8 protein-coding genes and 4 pseudogenes are annotated in these 17,019 nt (G+C 65.4%); 8 read left to right on the forward strand and 4 right to left on the reverse strand.

Annotation, left to right across the window (positions count from 1 at the left end):
- The first annotated feature begins 65 nt into the window (after positions 1–65).
- The 3 genes and pseudogenes from IPK37_12435 (at position 66) to IPK37_12445 (ending at position 4,849) form a co-directional block, all read left to right on the forward strand.
- Positions 66–2,862: pseudogene (locus IPK37_12435) on the forward strand (DEAD/DEAH box helicase family protein).
- Positions 2,859–4,100: a restriction endonuclease subunit S gene (locus tag IPK37_12440; protein QQR99790.1), complete on the forward strand. Its 1,242-nt coding sequence runs from the start codon at positions 2,859–2,861 to the stop codon at positions 4,098–4,100. Before IPK37_12435 ends, IPK37_12440 begins: the two are co-directional and overlap by 4 nt.
- Positions 4,097–4,849: pseudogene (locus IPK37_12445) on the forward strand (GIY-YIG nuclease family protein). Before IPK37_12440 ends, IPK37_12445 begins: the two are co-directional and overlap by 4 nt.
- Before the next feature lie 140 nt (positions 4,850–4,989).
- Here IPK37_12445 and IPK37_12450 read toward each other — a convergent pair.
- A complete protein-coding gene (locus IPK37_12450) occupies positions 4,990–5,772 on the reverse strand; it encodes an ATP-binding protein (protein QQR99791.1) in 783 nt (260 codons plus the stop codon).
- A complete protein-coding gene (locus IPK37_12455) occupies positions 5,769–7,313 on the reverse strand; it encodes an IS21 family transposase (protein QQS02850.1) in 1,545 nt (514 codons plus the stop codon). Before IPK37_12455 ends, IPK37_12450 begins: the two co-directional genes overlap by 4 nt.
- Before the next feature lie 199 nt (positions 7,314–7,512).
- On the opposite strand from IPK37_12455, the pseudogene IPK37_12460 reads away from it, so the two are divergent.
- The 4 genes and pseudogenes from IPK37_12460 (at position 7,513) to IPK37_12475 (ending at position 12,564) form a co-directional block, all read left to right on the forward strand.
- Positions 7,513–7,650: pseudogene (locus tag IPK37_12460) on the forward strand (DUF4357 domain-containing protein).
- A gap of 174 nt (positions 7,651–7,824) precedes the next feature.
- The gene (locus IPK37_12465; GenBank protein ID QQS02851.1) at positions 7,825–8,730 is read left to right on the forward strand and encodes an Abi family protein; all 906 of its coding nucleotides are present in this window, start codon (positions 7,825–7,827) and stop codon (positions 8,728–8,730) included.
- Complete coding sequence (locus tag IPK37_12470; protein QQR99792.1) at positions 8,727–10,205, forward strand: SAM-dependent DNA methyltransferase; 1,479 nt, start codon at positions 8,727–8,729, stop codon at positions 10,203–10,205. Before IPK37_12465 ends, IPK37_12470 begins: the two co-directional genes overlap by 4 nt.
- 70 nt (positions 10,206–10,275) lie before the next feature.
- Positions 10,276–12,564 (forward strand): AAA family ATPase, encoded by a 2,289-nt coding sequence (locus tag IPK37_12475; GenBank protein QQR99793.1) that lies wholly within the window; start codon positions 10,276–10,278, stop codon positions 12,562–12,564.
- Between the two features lie 696 nt (positions 12,565–13,260).
- Here the strand turns inward: IPK37_12475 and IPK37_12480 are convergent.
- Positions 13,261–14,664 (reverse strand): annotated as a pseudogene (locus IPK37_12480) (IS1380 family transposase).
- Positions 14,665–15,108: 444 nt separating this feature from the next.
- Between IPK37_12480 and IPK37_12485 the strand changes: the two are divergent.
- Positions 15,109–15,330 carry a hypothetical protein gene (locus tag IPK37_12485; GenBank protein ID QQR99794.1) on the forward strand — a complete coding sequence of 74 codons (222 nt, stop codon included), beginning with the start codon at positions 15,109–15,111 and terminating at the stop codon, positions 15,328–15,330.
- 37 nt (positions 15,331–15,367) lie between these two features.
- On the opposite strand, the gene IPK37_12490 is transcribed toward IPK37_12485, so the two are convergent.
- Positions 15,368–17,002, reverse strand: a complete 1,635-nt coding sequence (locus tag IPK37_12490; protein QQR99795.1) for a phospholipid carrier-dependent glycosyltransferase — start codon at positions 17,000–17,002, stop codon at positions 15,368–15,370.
- Between the last annotated feature and the right edge of the window lie 17 nt (positions 17,003–17,019).

A 17,019-nucleotide genomic window follows, 5' to 3' on the forward strand; every position in this document is an offset into this window, starting at 1 on the left:
TGCTGCGGAGACCGTATATCTGGCTCTCCAGCATCGGGGCCGGTGGCCCAGATAGAATCTGTGTGATGGCTGAGAGTGATGATGAGCGCCTGGCGGCGGAGCAGGCGCGCGCGGGTGCTGATCGACCGCCAGCTGGTTGCGTCGGGGTGGGCGGTGCAGGATCGCAACGCGCTCAACCTCTTCGTGCCGCAGCGGGGCATCGCCGTCCGTGAGGTCATCATGAAGCCTGGCCATGGGCGCGTCGACTATCTGCTGTATGTCGACAAGGCGGTCGTCGGTGTGATCGAAGCGAAGCCGATGGGTACGCCGCTCTCTGGCGTCGAGTGGCAATCCGCGATGTACGCCACCGGGCTCCCGGAGGAGGTGCGGCGCAAGACACTCGACCCTGAGAGACGCCTGCCCTTCGTCTTCGAGGCGTCGGGCACCGAGACCCATTTCGCGAACGGGTTTGACCCAGCACCCCGTGCCCGTCGCATCTTCGCGCTTCCCAGGCCCGAGACCCTTGCCGCGACTGTCCGTGCCGCGACGGAGAATCCCGATCAGGCTCCGACCTGGCGGGGCAAGGTGCGCACCTTGCCTGCCCTGGACCCCGCGCCGCTGCGCCCGGCACAAGTCGACGCGATCAAGGGCCTTGAGCAGAGCCTCGCCGAGCAGCGCTTCGGGCGTTCACTGGTGCAGATGGCTACCGGCGCGGGCAAGACTTACACTGCCGTCACGGAGGCGTATCGGCTGCTCAAGTGGGGTGGTTTCAAGCGCATCCTCTTCCTCGTTGATCGCAACAACCTCGCGGATCAGACGATGGGCGAGTTCCAGAACTACCGCACGCCCGACGATGGCCGCCGCTTCACCGAGCTGTACAACGTCACGAAGCTCGCCAGGGGCGGGATGCCGGATTCCACGAAGCTCGCGATCTCGACCATCCAGCGTGTGTTCAAGGCGATCAAGAACGAAGACGTGCCCGAAGGGGATGACCAGGGCCTCGACGAGTTTCGTCCCGACGAACCCGTAACGGTCAGCTACAACCCCGAGCTCCCGCCAGAGACATTCGACCTCGTGATTGTCGATGAAGCGCACCGTTCGATCTACGGCGTCTGGCGCGGGGTGCTCGAATACTTCGATGCGCACATTGTCGGGCTCACCGCCACCCCGGGCAAGCAGACCTTCGGATTCTTCCAGCAGAACCTGGTCTCGGAGTACACCTACCCGCAGTCCGTCGCCGACGGCGTGAACGTCGACTTCGACATCTTCCGCATCAAGACCGAGATCACCGCGAACGGTTCCACCATCGAGGCCGGCACCTACGTCCCGACAGTCGATCGCAGCACCCGCGAGCAGAAGCTTGTCCGGCTCGACACCGATCTCGACTACACACCCGGCCAGCTGGACCGGGCGGTGACGTCGAAACATCAGATCCGCCTCGTGCTGGAGACCTTTCGTGACCGGCTGTTCACCGAGATCTTCCCGAGACGCCACACCGTGCCGAAGACACTGATCTTCGCCAAGGACGACAATCACGCCGAGGAGATCGTCCAGACCGTGCGCGAAGTGTTCGGCAAGGGGAACGACTTCGCCGCGAAGATCACCTACTCTGCGAAGGACCCGAAGGGGCATCTAAAGGCGTTCCGCACCAGTCCTTCAATGCGCATCGCGGTGACCGTCGACATGATCGCCACCGGCACCGACGTCAAGCCGCTGGAATGCGTCATGTTCATGCGCGACGTGCGCAGCGGTCAGTACTACGAGCAGATGAAGGGCCGCGGTGCCCGAACGATCGCACCGGCCGACCTCAAGGCGGTGACCGACGACGCCGATGCGAAGACGAGGTTCGTGATCGTAGATGCCATCGGCGTGACCGAGCACGACTTCGTCGAACCGCCCCTGAACCGCGAGAAGTCGATCAGCCTGAAGAAGCTGCTCGACAAAGCAGCGGCGCTCACCCTCACCGAAGACGAGGTCGCCACCCTGGCCAGCCGACTGGCGGCGCTTGATCGACAGCTCACTCCCGCCGAGCGCACCGAACTAGACGAAGTCGCGGGGCTGCATGATGCACAAGTGTCGATGCATGACATCGTGCGGGCACTCGTAGATGCGGTCGATCCCGAGACCCAGGCCACCGCCATTGCCGCAGAAACCGATCGCGCTGCAGCCGACGTGATGCAAGACCTCCTCGACACGGCTGTCGAACCTCTGGCTGCCAACCCCGAGCTTCGGACGAGGATCATCGAGTTGCGCCGCGCGAAGGATCAGGTGATCGACGAGGTGAGCCGCGACGAGGTGCTCGAAGCGTACGGTGTCGTGGACCCCGACAAGGCGAAGCACACGATCGAGTCGTGGCGGGAGTACCTCGCCGAGCACCGCAGCGAGATCAGCGCGATCGAGTTGATGTTCGAGGCAAAGGGGCGAGGCATCCGCTTCGACCAGATCCAGGAACTCGCCGACCGGATCGCACGCCCTCCGCACAACTGGACCGTCGACATCATCTGGAACTCCTACCTCTCCATTGGCGTCGATTACGAAGGCCATGCTGAGACCCGCAACCGGCACGCGGCAACCGACCTGATCTCCCTGCTGCGGCTTGAGGCCGGAGTGGACGACGCACTCGTGCCCTATGCCGAGCAGGTTGAGGAGCGCTACGCGAACTGGCTCCTCCGCCAAGAGCAGGCAGGAGCCAGGTTCACCGAGACTCAGCGGTGGTGGCTCGACCGAATGATGCGGATTATCGCGTCCTCGGCGGGCATCGACGCCGATGACCTCGACACCGCGCCCTTCGACGAGCGCGGCGGCATCGACGGTGCCCTCCGTGACCTCGGAGACAACGCCGGCGGACTCATCGAAGAACTCAACCGGGAGCTCGCCGCGTGACGTGGGAGAGGGCGACGCTCGGTGACGTCTGCCTCAAAGTGGTGAAGCGCGACCCGGTATCGACTGGTAGAGCGCGTATCAGATACATCGATATCGGAGGCATCGATGGGACATTCCATCGCCTCGGTGACGTTCCGGAGATTGACTCCGTCGGTGCACCGAGCAGATGCCGCCAAATCGTGGCTGCTGGGGACACTGTTTTCTCGACGGTTCGCCCTTACTTGGAGAAGATTGCGTACGTCGACGGATGGCTCGGCGGAGAGTTTGCTTCTACCGGTTTCTCAGTGCTGCGACCTGGGCCTCGGCTTGAGCCCAAATTCTTGTACTACTTCACGATCTCGCAAGAGATGTTCGACCAGGTGCTTCCGTACCAGAAGGGTGTGAGCTACCCCGCCGTACTTGATCGTGAGGTGCGCTCGGTCTCGATGCCGGTGCCACCGCTGGAGGAGCAGCGCCGGATCGTCGCGATCCTCGAAGACCACCTCTCCCGCCTCGACGCCGCCGATTCTTCGATACGGGATGCCACTCTTCGAAGCAGAACACTCGTCGCCTCGTCGAGCGGACAAGCGGTTCGTGAGGCACTTTCCGAAAGCCCACTTGAGAGCATCGGCGCTCACGCGGAGTTGGTTCAGTACGGCACGTCGGCCAAGTGCCATGACCAACCCGGCAGCGATGACATTCCCGTTCTACGCATGGGGAACATCCGAGATGCGCGGATCGACTGGAACAACCTCAAGTACCTGGCACAGGAGCACTCGGACCTTCCGAAGCTTTTGCTACAGAGAGGCGATTTGCTCTTCAACCGCACGAACAGTGCCGAACTCGTGGGTAAGTCGGCGGTTGTTGAGGAGGACGCGCGAGCGTCCTTCGCATCGTACCTGATCCGCGTTCGCCTCCGCCCGAGTGTCGATCCGCACTGGGCGAACATCGTCATCAATAGCCCGCAGGGTCGCGCTTACGTAGCCTCATGCGTGAGTCAGCAAGTTGGGCAGGCAAATGTGAACGGGCAGAAGCTGAAGGCGTTTCCACTGCCAGTTCCACCCCGGCCGCGCCAGCAGCAGTTTGTGGGGCAGCATCGAGAGCTGGTCGAGGCAGCGGAGCATGCGGTACGTGGTGCCTCCATCGCGCTCGGACGCTCCGCCGCCCTCCGCCGATCCCTCTTCGCGACGGCGTTCTCGGGTCGTCTCACGGGCTCCTCGTCTGCGATGTCAGTGGTCGAGGGGAGGATCGAGACATGAATGGCAAGCAGGTCAAGCTCTTCCTCGTGGATGGCACTCCTGGTGGTTTGACGACGGCGGAGATCACGAACTGGACGTGCAGTGTGCTGTCCGCGCGCCGATCTGACCTTGCGGAGCTACTGCGTCGCGAGGAGGCCGAGCGCACCGGTGCCTACCTGCTGCTGGGTGAGGACGAGGACGCCGTTGGTGACACCCGTTGCTACGTCGGCGAGGCCGATGTCGTAGCGATGCGGCTCCGTGCTCACGCCAAGGAGAAGTCATTCTGGAGCCAGGCGGTGCTCATCACCTCGAAGGACACGAACCTCACGAAGTCACACGTGCGCTACCTGGAGTCGCGCTTGATCGAGCTGGCACAGCAGGCCGGTCGCGTCACGCTGGAGAATGGCACGGCACCGCCCAGGCCTCGGCTGCCCGAGGCCGATGTGTCGGACATGGAGTATTTCCTGGGCGAGCTGCAGATCGTGCTTCCTGTGCTCGGCGTCAACGTCATCCGGGTGCGCGCCTCGAGGTCGCAAACCGTCGCCTCGCCCCCCTCAGAGTCGCCGGTGTTCACCCTGACGAACAAGAACCGGACCGTTGACGCTCGCGCTCAGCAGATCGATGGTGAGTTCATCATGCTCAGCGGGTCTGTCGTCGTCCCGACGTGGCACGGCGTGGGTCACGCGCGCAGCACCCAGAAGGCATACGCGAGCTACCGCGCCCAGCACGAAGGCTTGGTCGCCGATGGCTCCATCGTCGTTGAGGGTGGCACTGCTCGCACGACTGTCAAGGGACAGTCGGAACTGCCCAGTGGCGGACATGAAAGCTGCCCGCTGACGGTCACGAGATCTGCCCGGTGGTGGCCACGGGATCTACCCAAGGGGGTTGTGGCCACCACCGACCAGGGTGGTCAGTTCAACGGGCTCACCCCTTGACCGGCGAGTGCTTGGGTGAGCCGGACGCTGTCGCCGCTGGTCTGGCAGACGTGGGCGTGGTGGAGCAGTCGGTCCACCGTGGCGGTGGCCAGCGTCTTGGGCATCAGCTCGTCGAACCCAGAGGGGTGGAGGTTCGAGCTGATCGCGACTGACCGCTTCTCATAGGCGGCGTCGACGAGTCTGTAGAGCCCCTCGGCGGCGTCCGCGGCGACCGGCAGCAGGCCGATGTCATCGACGATGACCAGGTCGGCGCGCAGGACCCGGGCGATGGCCTTGGTGACAGTGTCGTCCGCACGGTGCCTTCGGAGTAGGACGCCGAGGTCTTCCAGGGTGAACCAGGCGACCTTCAACCCGGCCTCGACGGCTTGCTGGCCAAGGGCCTCCAGCAGGAACGTCTTCCCGGTGCCCGACGGGCCGCAGACCACGAGGTTCTCGCGGCGGTGGACCCATTCCAGGGTGCGGAGCGCCTGCTGGGTCGGGACTGGGATCGAGGATGCCTCGGGCTGCCACGCGTCGAAGGTCTTCCCGGTGGGGAAGCCCGCCGACGCTCGCCGGGTGACAAGTGCGGAACGCTCCCGGCCGGCGACCTCCTCGGCGAACAGCGCCTTCAACACCTCGGCGGGCTCCCAGCGTTGGGCTTTCGCGGTTGCGACGACCTCGGGTGCGTGACGACGGATGTGCGGCAGCCGCAACCGGCGCAACAGCTCCTCCAGTTCGGCTGGCAGCGGCGGTGCTGACGCCGTGCTTCTCGTCGTCATCGGGCCACCTCGTTCCCGTCGCGGCCGTCGTGCTGGCCGACCTGTTCACCGAGCCGTGCCCATGCGCTGGTGCCCTGGGTCAGCGAGGAGTCCTCGCTGGCCCGGTGCTCACCGGCTTTCGGTGCTCGGGCGTGGTGGTCCAGGATCGAGGACAGGTCTGCTTCGGCGAACCGGCCGTGCACGGCGGCGTGGCCCAGTGCCCAGTCGACCTCGACGGGGTCGAACAGCTTGGCCAAGCTGAGGGCTTCGGCCATCTTGACGCGCATCCGTGGTGTGCCTGCGGCGGCGGCCTCGATCAGCCACAACCTCGCGCCCTCGCCCAGGTCGAGGAAGTCGGACTCGGCCGGGTTCTTCGCACGGGGCTGGCGGTCCAGTGGCCCGGACGGCTGGGCTGGGAAGTGCTCGTCATCGATCTTCGGGGTGCCGGGTGTGGCCCGGCGGTGGCGGGCGACTTCGAGGGGACCGTCCTGGCCGACGTGGACGATGACGACCCACTCGTCCTCGCCGACACCATGGGCACGGACCCACACCGTCGCACCCAGCAGGGCATGCGGGACCGAGTACTGGCCGGACTCGAACATCACCATCGGTGTGTTGCCCGGCACCACCCGCGTGGTGCCGAACGCGACCGTGTGCGGGGTCATCGGGACCGGGTGCAGCCGGACCCGTTCCTCGGCGAGCATCTCGATCGGTGGCCGACGAGTGACCCGGTGCGCTCGGGTGTTGACCTTCTCGCAGAACTCCACGCACGCCGCCTCGAGCTCGGCGAACGAGGCGTACCCCTCGCGCAGGTTGGTGTCCTTGGGGACCAGGTCGGCCTTGCTGATCTTCACCGACGACTCGGTGCCGCCCTTGGACGCCGGATCGGCCGGGACGCAGGTGTGCACGACCATCGAGTAGTGCTCGGCGAACGCCACCAGCTGCGGATTCCGCACCGGAATTCCGGCGATGTGCTCGACCGTGACGGTCTTCTCGTTGTCGGTCAACACATAGGTCGGCACCCCACCCAGCCGCCGGAACGTCACGTCCAGGGCAGCGAACACCGAGGGCATCGTCTTGTCGCGGATCGGCAACACGACCCGGAACCGCGACCAAGCCAGCCAGGCGACGAACAGCACGGTCTTGACGCCGTCGACGACGGGGCCATCGCCGTAGTCGTACTGCAACCACATCCCCGGCTCAGTCACCCAGGGACGGTGCACCCGCACGTGTCCGGCCCGGTAGGACTTCTTGACCTTCGCGACCGCACGGCGGGTGGTGCGCTCCGACCCTCCGTAGCCCAGGGCGAGCAGCTTCTCGTGCGCCACATCGGCACGGACCTTCCCGACCGACCGCTCGACCCACTCCTCGACCTTGGGCAGATACTCATCGATCAACATCGGCCGCACCGCCGCCGCCGGCAACTCCCCGCCGCCAGCACGGCGATCCACGTACCGCTTCACCGTGTGGTGGGAGCAGCCAGCCAGCTCGCCGGCATCGCGCAACGAACCTGTTAGGTCGTAGGCATCCAACATTTCCATGATCTCCTCGGCAGACTTCAACTCATCCCTTCCTCGGGAGCGATAGGGCGCATCAGCACCGCTCATCGCACCCGAGGAAGGGGCCTCAACCGCGCAGGTCGGCGAGGCAGACGACGTCGTGTCGGGCAGATCCCATGACCGTCAGTGGGCAGTTCTCACGTCCGCCAGCGGGCAGCTTCGTGGCCGTCTCCGGGCAGTTTCTCGTGGCCGCCGACACACGACGCGCGACATCGTCTTCGGCTCGCCCTCGACGGCGGGTGCGGTCGCGCTCGGCCGCTCGTGCAACGGGCGCGTCGAGTGGGTGAGCCCCGAGGGCTCGTTCGGTGCGTGGGAGAGCCGCGGGGTCGAGGATGACTGAACCTCGGAGTGCTTGGTTCATCGCCACGGGTGGGGTTACACTTGAGTCAACAGTTCAGCCCGCCCAGTCTTCTGGTGTGGGCTGGATCTCTTTTCAGGGGTGGCTCGGGTGACGCGCCCCGTCAAGCCGTACGGCTCACTCGATGAGCACCTTGCCAAGCTGGAGCAGCGCGGCATGGGGCTCGACCGCGTGTTCGCAGCGCAGTGGCTTGGGAGCGTCGGCTACTACCGGCTGAGCGGCTACTGGTATCCATACCGCGTCCTGAAAGGTAGCCAGCGCGGCGACTCGTTCGAGGCCGGTACGTCCTTTGCTGATGTGGTTGCCCTGTATGAGTTTGACCGGAAGCTCCGCACGCTCGTCCATGACGGCGTAGAGCGGGTTGAGGTGATGCTACGCACGCGGCTCAACGAGACCATCGGTGAGTATGGCGCTTTGGCCTACCTCGACCGAGCGCACTTTCGCCCCACGTTCGATCACGCAGCCTGGTTGACCACCGTACAGAGGCGCATCGCCCGTTCGCGCCGCCGCAACGATGCCGTGCGACATCACTATGAGCACTACGGTGGGCAGTTGCCGATCTGGGTACTGTCGGAGGTGCTCGACTTCGCGGACGTATCCCGCCTCTATGAGGGATTGCCTGCGACTGCGAGAGTGCAATGGGAGATTGCGGAACAACTCGGTGTGCAGATCGATCTTGGCGGATTGAGCAGGAGTCACGCCGACCGGGCCAAAAAGAACCATCCCCTCGTTCGATGGTTCGAGCAGCTAGCAATCGTACGCAACACGAGTGCTCATCATGCGCGACTCTGGAACCGATCCTTCGCTCCGGTAGGAACTGCGGCGATGCGGACGATTCCAGAACTTGCCTCGCTCCCCGAGGGACAGAGCGAGCGACTCTACGGCGCTCTGTCTGTGATGGGCCTTCTACTCGAAGCAGCTTCGCCGGGCACGACGTGGCGCGGCAAGGTCCGCGACCTTGTCGAAACATCGTTCACTCAGATTCATGGTCGTCGTGTCGAGGAGATGGGCTTTCCAGAATTTTGGAGTGACGATCCATTCTGGTCGAGGAGGCCGCAATGACTGATTCCCGTCGCCTGGTCGACAAGCTCGACTCGTTCCGCAACCTGCTCCGTGATGACGGTGTGGGGGTGCTCGACTACATCGAGCAGCTCACCTACTTGCTGTTCCTCAAGATGGCGCACGAGCGCGCGACGAGGACGCTCAAGCCGCAGCAGATCGTGCCGCAGCAGTACTCCTGGCAGCGACTACTCGACGCCGAGGGAGTGGCCTTGGAGTTCGAGTACACGCGCATCCTGGTCGGGCTTGCTGGGCAGCCCGGAACTCTCGGAGTCATCTTCCGTAAGGCACAGAACCGCATCCAAGACCCGGCGAAACTCAAGCGCCTCATCGTTGACCTGATCGACAAGGAGCAGTGGTCGGCCTCCGGAACCGATCTCAAGGGCGACGCCTACGAGCAGCTTCTCGCGAAGGGAGCCTCTGACAGGGGCTCAGGTGCCGGTCAGTATTTCACCCCGCGCGATCTGATCCAGGCAATCGTCGACGTGATCCAGCCATCAGCCGACGACTCGGTGATTGACCCCGCGTGCGGCACTGGAGGGTTCCTCCTCGTCGCCCATGACTATGCATCGAGCCACGCCGAGCGACTGACGCCGACCCAACGTAATCGCTTGCGCGACGACTTTGTTCACGGCACAGAACTCGTGGACGGTACCGCACGACTCGCCGCGATGAACCTTCTGCTGCACGGCATCGGCACGCCCGACGGTGACTCGCTGATTGACGTACGTGACGCGCTCATCGACGACCCCGGAGAGCGCTACAGTGTGGTGCTCTCAAATCCGCCGTTCGGACGGAAGTCGTCGATGACGATGGTCGGTGCCGATGGCCGCGAGTCGAAGGAAGACACGGAGATCGAGCGGGCCGACTTCGTCACCACTACCTCGAACAAGCAGCTCAACTTCCTGCAGCACATCATGACGATCCTCGACATCAACGGGCGCGCGGCCGTCGTACTCCCCGACAACGTGCTCTTCGAAGGCGGGGCGGGCGAAGTGCTGCGACGCAAGCTTCTCAATGACTTCGACCTGCACACCATTCTGCGACTGCCGACTGGCATCTTCTACGCCCAAGGCGTCAAAGCGAACGTGCTGTTCTTCGACAAGAAGCCCGCGAGTGAGACTTCCTGGACTCGGAAGCTTTGGGTCTACGACCTGCGCACGAACCAGCACTTCACTCTCAAGCAGAACCCGCTGCGCAGAGCCCACCTGAACGAGTTCGTCGAGTCGTACCTGGCAGGCTCATCGCGCGACGCGCGCACGGAATCAGAACGCTGGAAGTCGTTTGAGTACGACGAGCTGATTGCTCGTGACAAGGTCAACCTCGACATCGCCTGGTTGCGCGATGACTCCCTCGACGAGCTCGACTCGCTGCCCGCACCCGACGTCATCGCCCGCGAGATCGTTGAAGAACTCACCGCTGCCCTCGCCGAGTTCGAAGCGGTTGCTGCTGCGCTGGAAGCCGCATCGACCGAGTAGCTGAAGTGCCCCGCCTCACGCAGTCAGATGTGGAAATGTCAATGTCGGTAGTGACAACTATGGTGTAGTTGTGCTTCGCCGACTCGATCTCAAGGCTCCCTGGCGGTCGCTTGACCAGGGCTTCTGGCCCGATGACCGTCCTCTCGGCTGCCGGACGGTGATCTACGGACACAACGGCAGCGGCAAATCGACCTTGTCGGAACTCCTGCTCGGGCTAGCTGAGGGGACGTCATCGGCCGCTGTGGTTTGGGAACGCGACGACAAGCAGCGGACCACCGTCAACGCGGGCGGGGCGAGCCCATCGCCATCGATGGCCGTGTTCACGCGCAAGTGGGTGGACGCCAACCTGTCGGCGTTCCTGGATGGCGCCAGCGCCTCGGCCATCGTGACGCTGGGGCGTGAGGCGATCGATGCCAAGGAGGAAGAGGCTCGGCTCGTTAACGAGATCGAAACGCTGCGTGGCGAGGCTGGTGAAGCGGAGAAGCAGCGGAAGATTGCGGCCGGCAAGGTCGACAAGCTCGCCCGCGAAGTTCAGGACCGGATCGTCTCCGAGCTCAAGGAGTTCGACTACAACTACTTCACGAAGAGCCGCTTCTCGGTCACCAAGGTCCAGGACGACCTTCGTGGTTACAAAGGCGAGTTCCCCGACAGCAACGCACATGCTGAGGCCCTGAAGCGGTTGGGCGAGGGCGCGCCCGCTCCCATTGCCGATGTTCTCGCGCCACCTGTAGGGGTTGCCGCCCGGCTGGAGGCCCTGGCGAGCCTCCTCACGGAGACGCCGACCCGGGTCGCCATTACGGCGTTGGAGGGCAACCCAACGGCTCAGACTTGGGTTGAGCAGGGACTCGAATTGCATGAAGAACTCGGTCACTGCCTCTTCTGCGCTGGGGCGGTAACGGGTGAGCGGCGGACCCAACTGGCGCGTCACTTCGATGAGAGCTGGCTCCAGATCCGGGGCAAGGCCAAGGACCTGCTCGGTGCTGTCACACGCGAGAAGGAGATGCTCTCGGCCTGGCACTCGAATCTGCCGGTCACCGGCAGGCTGGTAAGCGACCTCCAGCCTGCTTACAGCCAGGCCCTAGACAAGGCGAAGGCAGAGGTAGATGAGCGGGTCGCCACACTGGAGACGGTAGAGGTGGCTCTCGGCGCAAAGGTCGATGACCCTAGCGCGACTCCCGAAGCCCCGGACTGGTCGGTGCTGGTCAGCGCGCCGTCCACCACAGTTCTCGGGCGAGCGGTCGCCGAGCACAACGATCAGGTCCGCCGTTATAGCGAGGTGACGACCTGGCGCAAGCAGACCGTCCTGGATCACCTGGTTGGTTCGCAGAGTGAGACATACCGCGGTCTAGAGGAAAAGGCCAAGGAGCTGGGGGCCAAGAGCACTGCGAGCAACAAGGGAGCCGAGCTGGCTGAGCATCGGCTGGACGAGGTCCGTCAGGCGCAGTTCACGACCAAGGACATGGCGGATACACTGACCCGCGACCTGGCTCGCGTCTACGGCAAGGACCACCTGAGTGTGGCGGTCACTGAGGACGGAAAGTCGTATGCGTGTCGGCGAGGTGACAAGCCTGGAACCGATCTCAGCGATGGCGAGCGAACGACTCTGTCGCTGTTGTACTTCTTGCGAAAGCTTGAGGACGAACAGGTCCCCGGCGGTGACCCACTACAGCGGATCGTGGTCATTGACGATCCCTCCAGCTCGCTCGACCGAGAGGCGCTGTTCGCGACCCATCAGTGGCTTGTGGACACGCTCAAGGGCTTCGGGCAGTACGTCGTTCTGACGCACGACTTCAGCCTCCTACGACTGTTCATCAAGTCACACAGGAACGCCTGGGGTAAGTCGATGAAGCAGATCAACGATGGCAACGCGGACGAAGCCCGGTTCCCCAAGGTGGCATTCCTGGAGATGTACGCCGCTGTTGTCGATGGCGAGCGCCGTTCGAAGGTGGGCAAGCTACCGAGGCTGCTACTAAACAACACCTCGGAGTACGCCTACCTTTTCTCGATGATCATGACTGGAATCGCCGACTCCGAAGACCACGAGCGCCTCTTCCTACTGCCAAACGCTGCCCGCCGAGTGCTGGAGGTCTTCGCCAGCTACAAGGCTCCGCATAGGACTGACTTCCTCCAGGCGCTGGAGGTGCTTGTCCAGGCCCAAGACGGAGAGCCATACCGGGACGTCTACGACTTCTGTAACCGGTTCTCCCACGGCGAGGGCAGCGAGAGTGTCGACGTGCTCGACGCCCGAGCTGTCTACGGGCAGATCCGGCGTTGTATGGAGTTCCTGCGAGCGGTCGATGGTGAGCATTTCGAGCGCATGTGCGCGGCCACGAGCACCAATCCAGCCGTGCTGCCATGAGGGCGTGGGAGCAACCAACCACAGCTGCCTCTCCCGCCTGTGTGAGTCCCGTTTCGTAACACCTCGCTGGAGCAGGTAGCGCCACAGCGAGTCGGCCGTCACTCCGATGCACTCGCCAACTCGGACCAGCGGCGTGCCTCCTCGCCGGTCGCGCTGAGTGCTAGGCATCTTGAGGTATCCGCGTCTTCGCCCACACCGTGCCTCGGTGAACTCCGTACCGGCGTGCCAGCGTCTTCACGCTGACACCGCCGGCGCGGGCTGTTCGCATAGCGTCCACTTCCTCGTCCGTGAGGCGTGTTCGAGATCGTTTCATTGGTTCTGCCGACGCGCCGATCAACGGGTCGTCGGCCCTGTCCTCCGTCTCGGGATCCTCACGGATGCCTTGATTCCACGCGGAAACCAGCCTCTCAACCCGTGGTCGCCTGTTCCCGTAGTGCTCCATTGCTTCCACTTTGCTGAAGCGGCCGGGCCCGAAGGGTCTGGCCGCTTCAGCAATATCGGGGACCGGGCTCGAACCCTTTAGCCCGGATGTTGCATGGGGGCTTGCTGGTGGGGGCCGGGCCGTCGTTGACGCCTCGGTGGGGCTGATTCTGGCCGGTGGGTATGACAATGTCCCGGGGCGGCGCTTCCGGTGGGCGTCGTCTTCCACGGACGAGGGCTGTGTTGCGGGTTGTCGGGGCGGGGTGGTGGCGTTGCTCAGGGCGGGGCCAGGATCGCGAGGCGGTCCCATCCGGTGGTGAAGAGTCCCGCCCAGGGCGCCGTGACCTTGACGTGGAGCAGGCGTTGCCTACCGGTGTGGGCCAGGGTGGCTGCGATGGTGAAGAGCCGCAGCCGTAGCGTCTTGGGTTCCCAGCGGCGGGCATCGGTGCTGGTGAAGGCCAGCATGCCCATCCACGCGATCAGGTCGTTCGCGAGTTGCACGATCAGGAGCCAGATTCGGTTCTGGGCGAAGCCCTGCAGGGGCAGGTTGGTCAGGCCGGTGTCTTTGGCGATGCGGATCCGGTCTTCGCAGCGGGCCCGGCGCCGGTGGCGTAGTTCCAGGTCGGCCAGTTGCCCACGGGTCGTGTTGGTGACGAAAGCGGTCAGCCGGTACCCCTCGACGTCGGTGAAGCGGAGTTGGGCGCCGGGGTGGGGTCGTTCGCGTCGGACGATGGCCCGCATCCCGGCCGGGTACCCCGTGAGGAGACCCTTAGCCGCGAGGAGGTCGGTGAGCTCGACGACGGCCGCGCCGTCCCGGACGTCGCCGTCGGCGTCGAGGGCGACCTGCCAGGCGGTCTCGGGGATCAGCGCGTACAGCTGGGGCGTGCTGGTGGGCAGGGGTGTACCCGATGGAGTACGACAGGCCGCGCCGGTCCAGGAAGGTCAGGAACTCCCGGGTGCCACCGGCGCCGTCGGTGCGGATCAAGACTTTCTTGCCGGGCCGGGAGGGGTTGATCCCGGGCACCGCCGCCAGCGCCGTCTTGGTCACGGCGATGTGGTCAGCGGCCGTGTTCGACCCAGCGTTCCCCGCTCGCAGCAGCATGCCGAGCGGTTCGCCGGTGCCCGTCTTGCCGTGGTCGAGGAAGGCGCACAGCGGGTGGAAGCCGTAGCCATGTTTGAACGTGGCGGCGGCGTTCTCCTTCTCGGAGTGGGCCGTGATCAGCGTCGCGTCAAGGTCGATGACCAGCGGATCGGTTGCTGAGGCTGCGTGGTTCGGGGCATGGGTTCCGGCCCGCTGCCACACGTGGGCGCGGGCCGCGGTTCGGGCCGCGCCACGGCCTTCTCCACGGCGGTGACCTGCGAGGTCAGGGACGCGATCGTCCGGCTAATCGTCGCATCGGAAGCGACCGGCCCGTACAGGGCGGGCTCGACTCGTAACAACGTCACGTCGCGGCAGGCGTCCCCACCCAGGGCCAGCGTGATCGCCAGGTCGAGTAGCACCTTGGCCGGATCGTGCCGCGCCAACGGCTTACGCCACGGCGTCAGCGCAGCGCTCAACGTCGCGGCCAGCCCCGACACTGTCGCAGTCTGGGCCAGCAGCGCCCCACCGGCCTGGGCAACCGCCGGAACGGTGGCCGCGTCGACCTTGATTCTGGGGTAGATCCGGGTAGTGTGCTTCACCTGAAAGGTGCTCCCTTCGACCCGGCAATATCGACCTCAGCAATCGATATTCTCCCAGGTCAAGAGCACCTTTCAGCGTTTACCGGCCACACTAACCATGAAATCTCCGGGTTAGGTGGGCCCCCGCTGAGAGCGAAGCGAGCAGTAGGGGATCGAGTCCCCTCAGCTCCACATTGCTGATGGGCCCGCGACACGCTGGGCCGCGGATTTCGACTCGCGTCCCGTGGCAAATGGCCGCCCACGTGGCAGAATCCACGCGTGGCGACGAGTTCCCCCGACACTCCGCCGCCGCCAGATTCCTGGCCAGGCGCGGGCGGGCAACGCTCCGTGGCACCGGAAGTGCCGAGTTGGCCCGGGGCTGCCCCGCGGCGGGAAACAGGCGAGTCCTGGCCCGGTGCGGCCGCCCGATCGGAGTCCTGGCCCGGCGCGTCCCAACGCACGGCGGTGCTGCCCTCCGAAGACGACGGGGACGACGGCCGCGCGGGCGGGGTCGCGGGCATCCTGTTCCCCGCGGTCACGGTCCTGATCCTGCTCGCAGCGGTGGGGCTGTGGGTGTTCTTCGACGGCGACCACCGTCAGTGGCAGATGATCGCGCTGGTCGTCGTGGTGGTCCTGGCGCTGGTGACGCTCGCGGTGAGCGCCTGGCGGCACCGCAACCGCGCCTGAGCGGCGCACCGGCAACCCGCCAAGGACCCGCCCAGGGTTAGACCCAGGACGGGAACCACATGTGCCACTGCCACTGCTGGTAGGGGATCACCTGGGCGGTCAGGATGGGCCACCAGAAGACGAACAGCGCCATCGTGAACACGACGTACCCGCCGGTGATCCAGATGCCGCGGCGCCGCCGCGACGCGGGCGCGCCGCGGGGCCCGAGGATCAGCCCGAGCACGTACGTGACCGCGAGCACCACCCAGGGCACGAACGCCACGGCGTAGAACGTGTAGATGGTGCGCTCCTGGAACAGGAACCAGGGGAACCAGCCGGCGAAGAGGCCGGCCAGGACGGCCCCGGCCCGCCAGTCCCGGCCCAGCAGCCAGCAGAAGATCAGGACGGGGATCGCGGCCGCGGCCGCCCACCAGATCGAGATCGTGCCGATGTTGGTGATGGCCTTGCTGCACTGCTCCACGGCGCAGCCCTGCTCGCCGAACTTCGGGCCCTCGTAATAGAAGCTCGTCGGTCGGCCCATCACGATCCACGACCACGGGTTGGCCTGGTAGGAGTGCCACGAGGAGAGCCCGACGTTGAACTGCCACACCTGCCGCTCGTACTCGATCAGCGAGCGCAGGGCCCCCGGCAGGTGTTCGGCGACGAACCCGGACGGCGGGTTGGTCTCCGCCCACGTGCGCCCCCAGCCGTTGGTGCTGCGGAACCAGCCGGTCCAGCTCGCCAGGTAGACGACCAGCGCGACCCCCACCATGGACAGCCCGGCGGGTACGGCGTCCTTGACCAGCGTGCCCAAGACCCAGTGGCGGGTCCGGACGGTACGTCGTGCGCCCAGGTCCCACGCGACCGTCATCAGCCCGAACACCGCGAGGAACCACAGCCCCGACCACTTCGTGCCGATGCACAGCCCCAGGCTGGCCGCCGCGACCCAGCGCCATGGTCGCGGGCCGATCCACGGCCCCAGCCCGTCCAGCGGGGCTCCGGTGGCGACCTTGCGGGCGAGGCGTTCTCGCGCCTGGTCGCGGTCGATCAGCAGCGCGCAGAACCCGCCGAGCGCGAAGAACATGACGATGAGGTCGAGCAGCCCGGTGCGCGAGTGCGTGAAGTGGTGCCCGTCGAACGCCAGCAGCAGGGCCGCACAGGTGCCGAGGTAGCTGGAGGCGAACATGCGGCGCGCGGCCCGGCCGATCATGAGGATCGACAGCGTTCCGAGCAGCGCGACGCTGAACCGCCACCCCGTCGGGTTGTCGATGCCGAAGAGGTGCTGACCGGCCGCGATGACCCACTTGCCGACCGGCGGGTGGACGACGAAGTCCGCCTCGCCGGTGAAGATCTTGCCCGGGTCGAAGGTCCCCGCGTTCCAGAGGACGTTCTCCTTGTTGACCTGGTTGTCGCGCATCTCCACGCCGTACAGGAGCATCGAATAGCCCTGCTTGACGTAGTAGGTCTCGTCGAAGATCAGCGAGCGGATGTCGCCCAGCTGCCAGAACCGCAGGAAGCCGCCGACCACCGCGGCGAACAGCGGGCCGAGCCAGCCGAACAGCCGATCGGTCGGCCGCAGCCCTAGCAGGGCGTCCCGGCACCGCTCGAGACGGTCGTGCGACGGCGTGGCCGGCTCCGTGGGCACCGGGAGGCCGGCGCGCTGCAGGGGGGGCCGGGCCGGGAGCGCCGTCATGTTCGCCATGGTAAGCC

The sequence above is a fragment of the Austwickia sp. genome, from assembly GCA_016699675.1.
In the GTDB taxonomy this organism is placed as follows: domain Bacteria; phylum Actinomycetota; class Actinomycetes; order Actinomycetales; family Dermatophilaceae; genus Austwickia.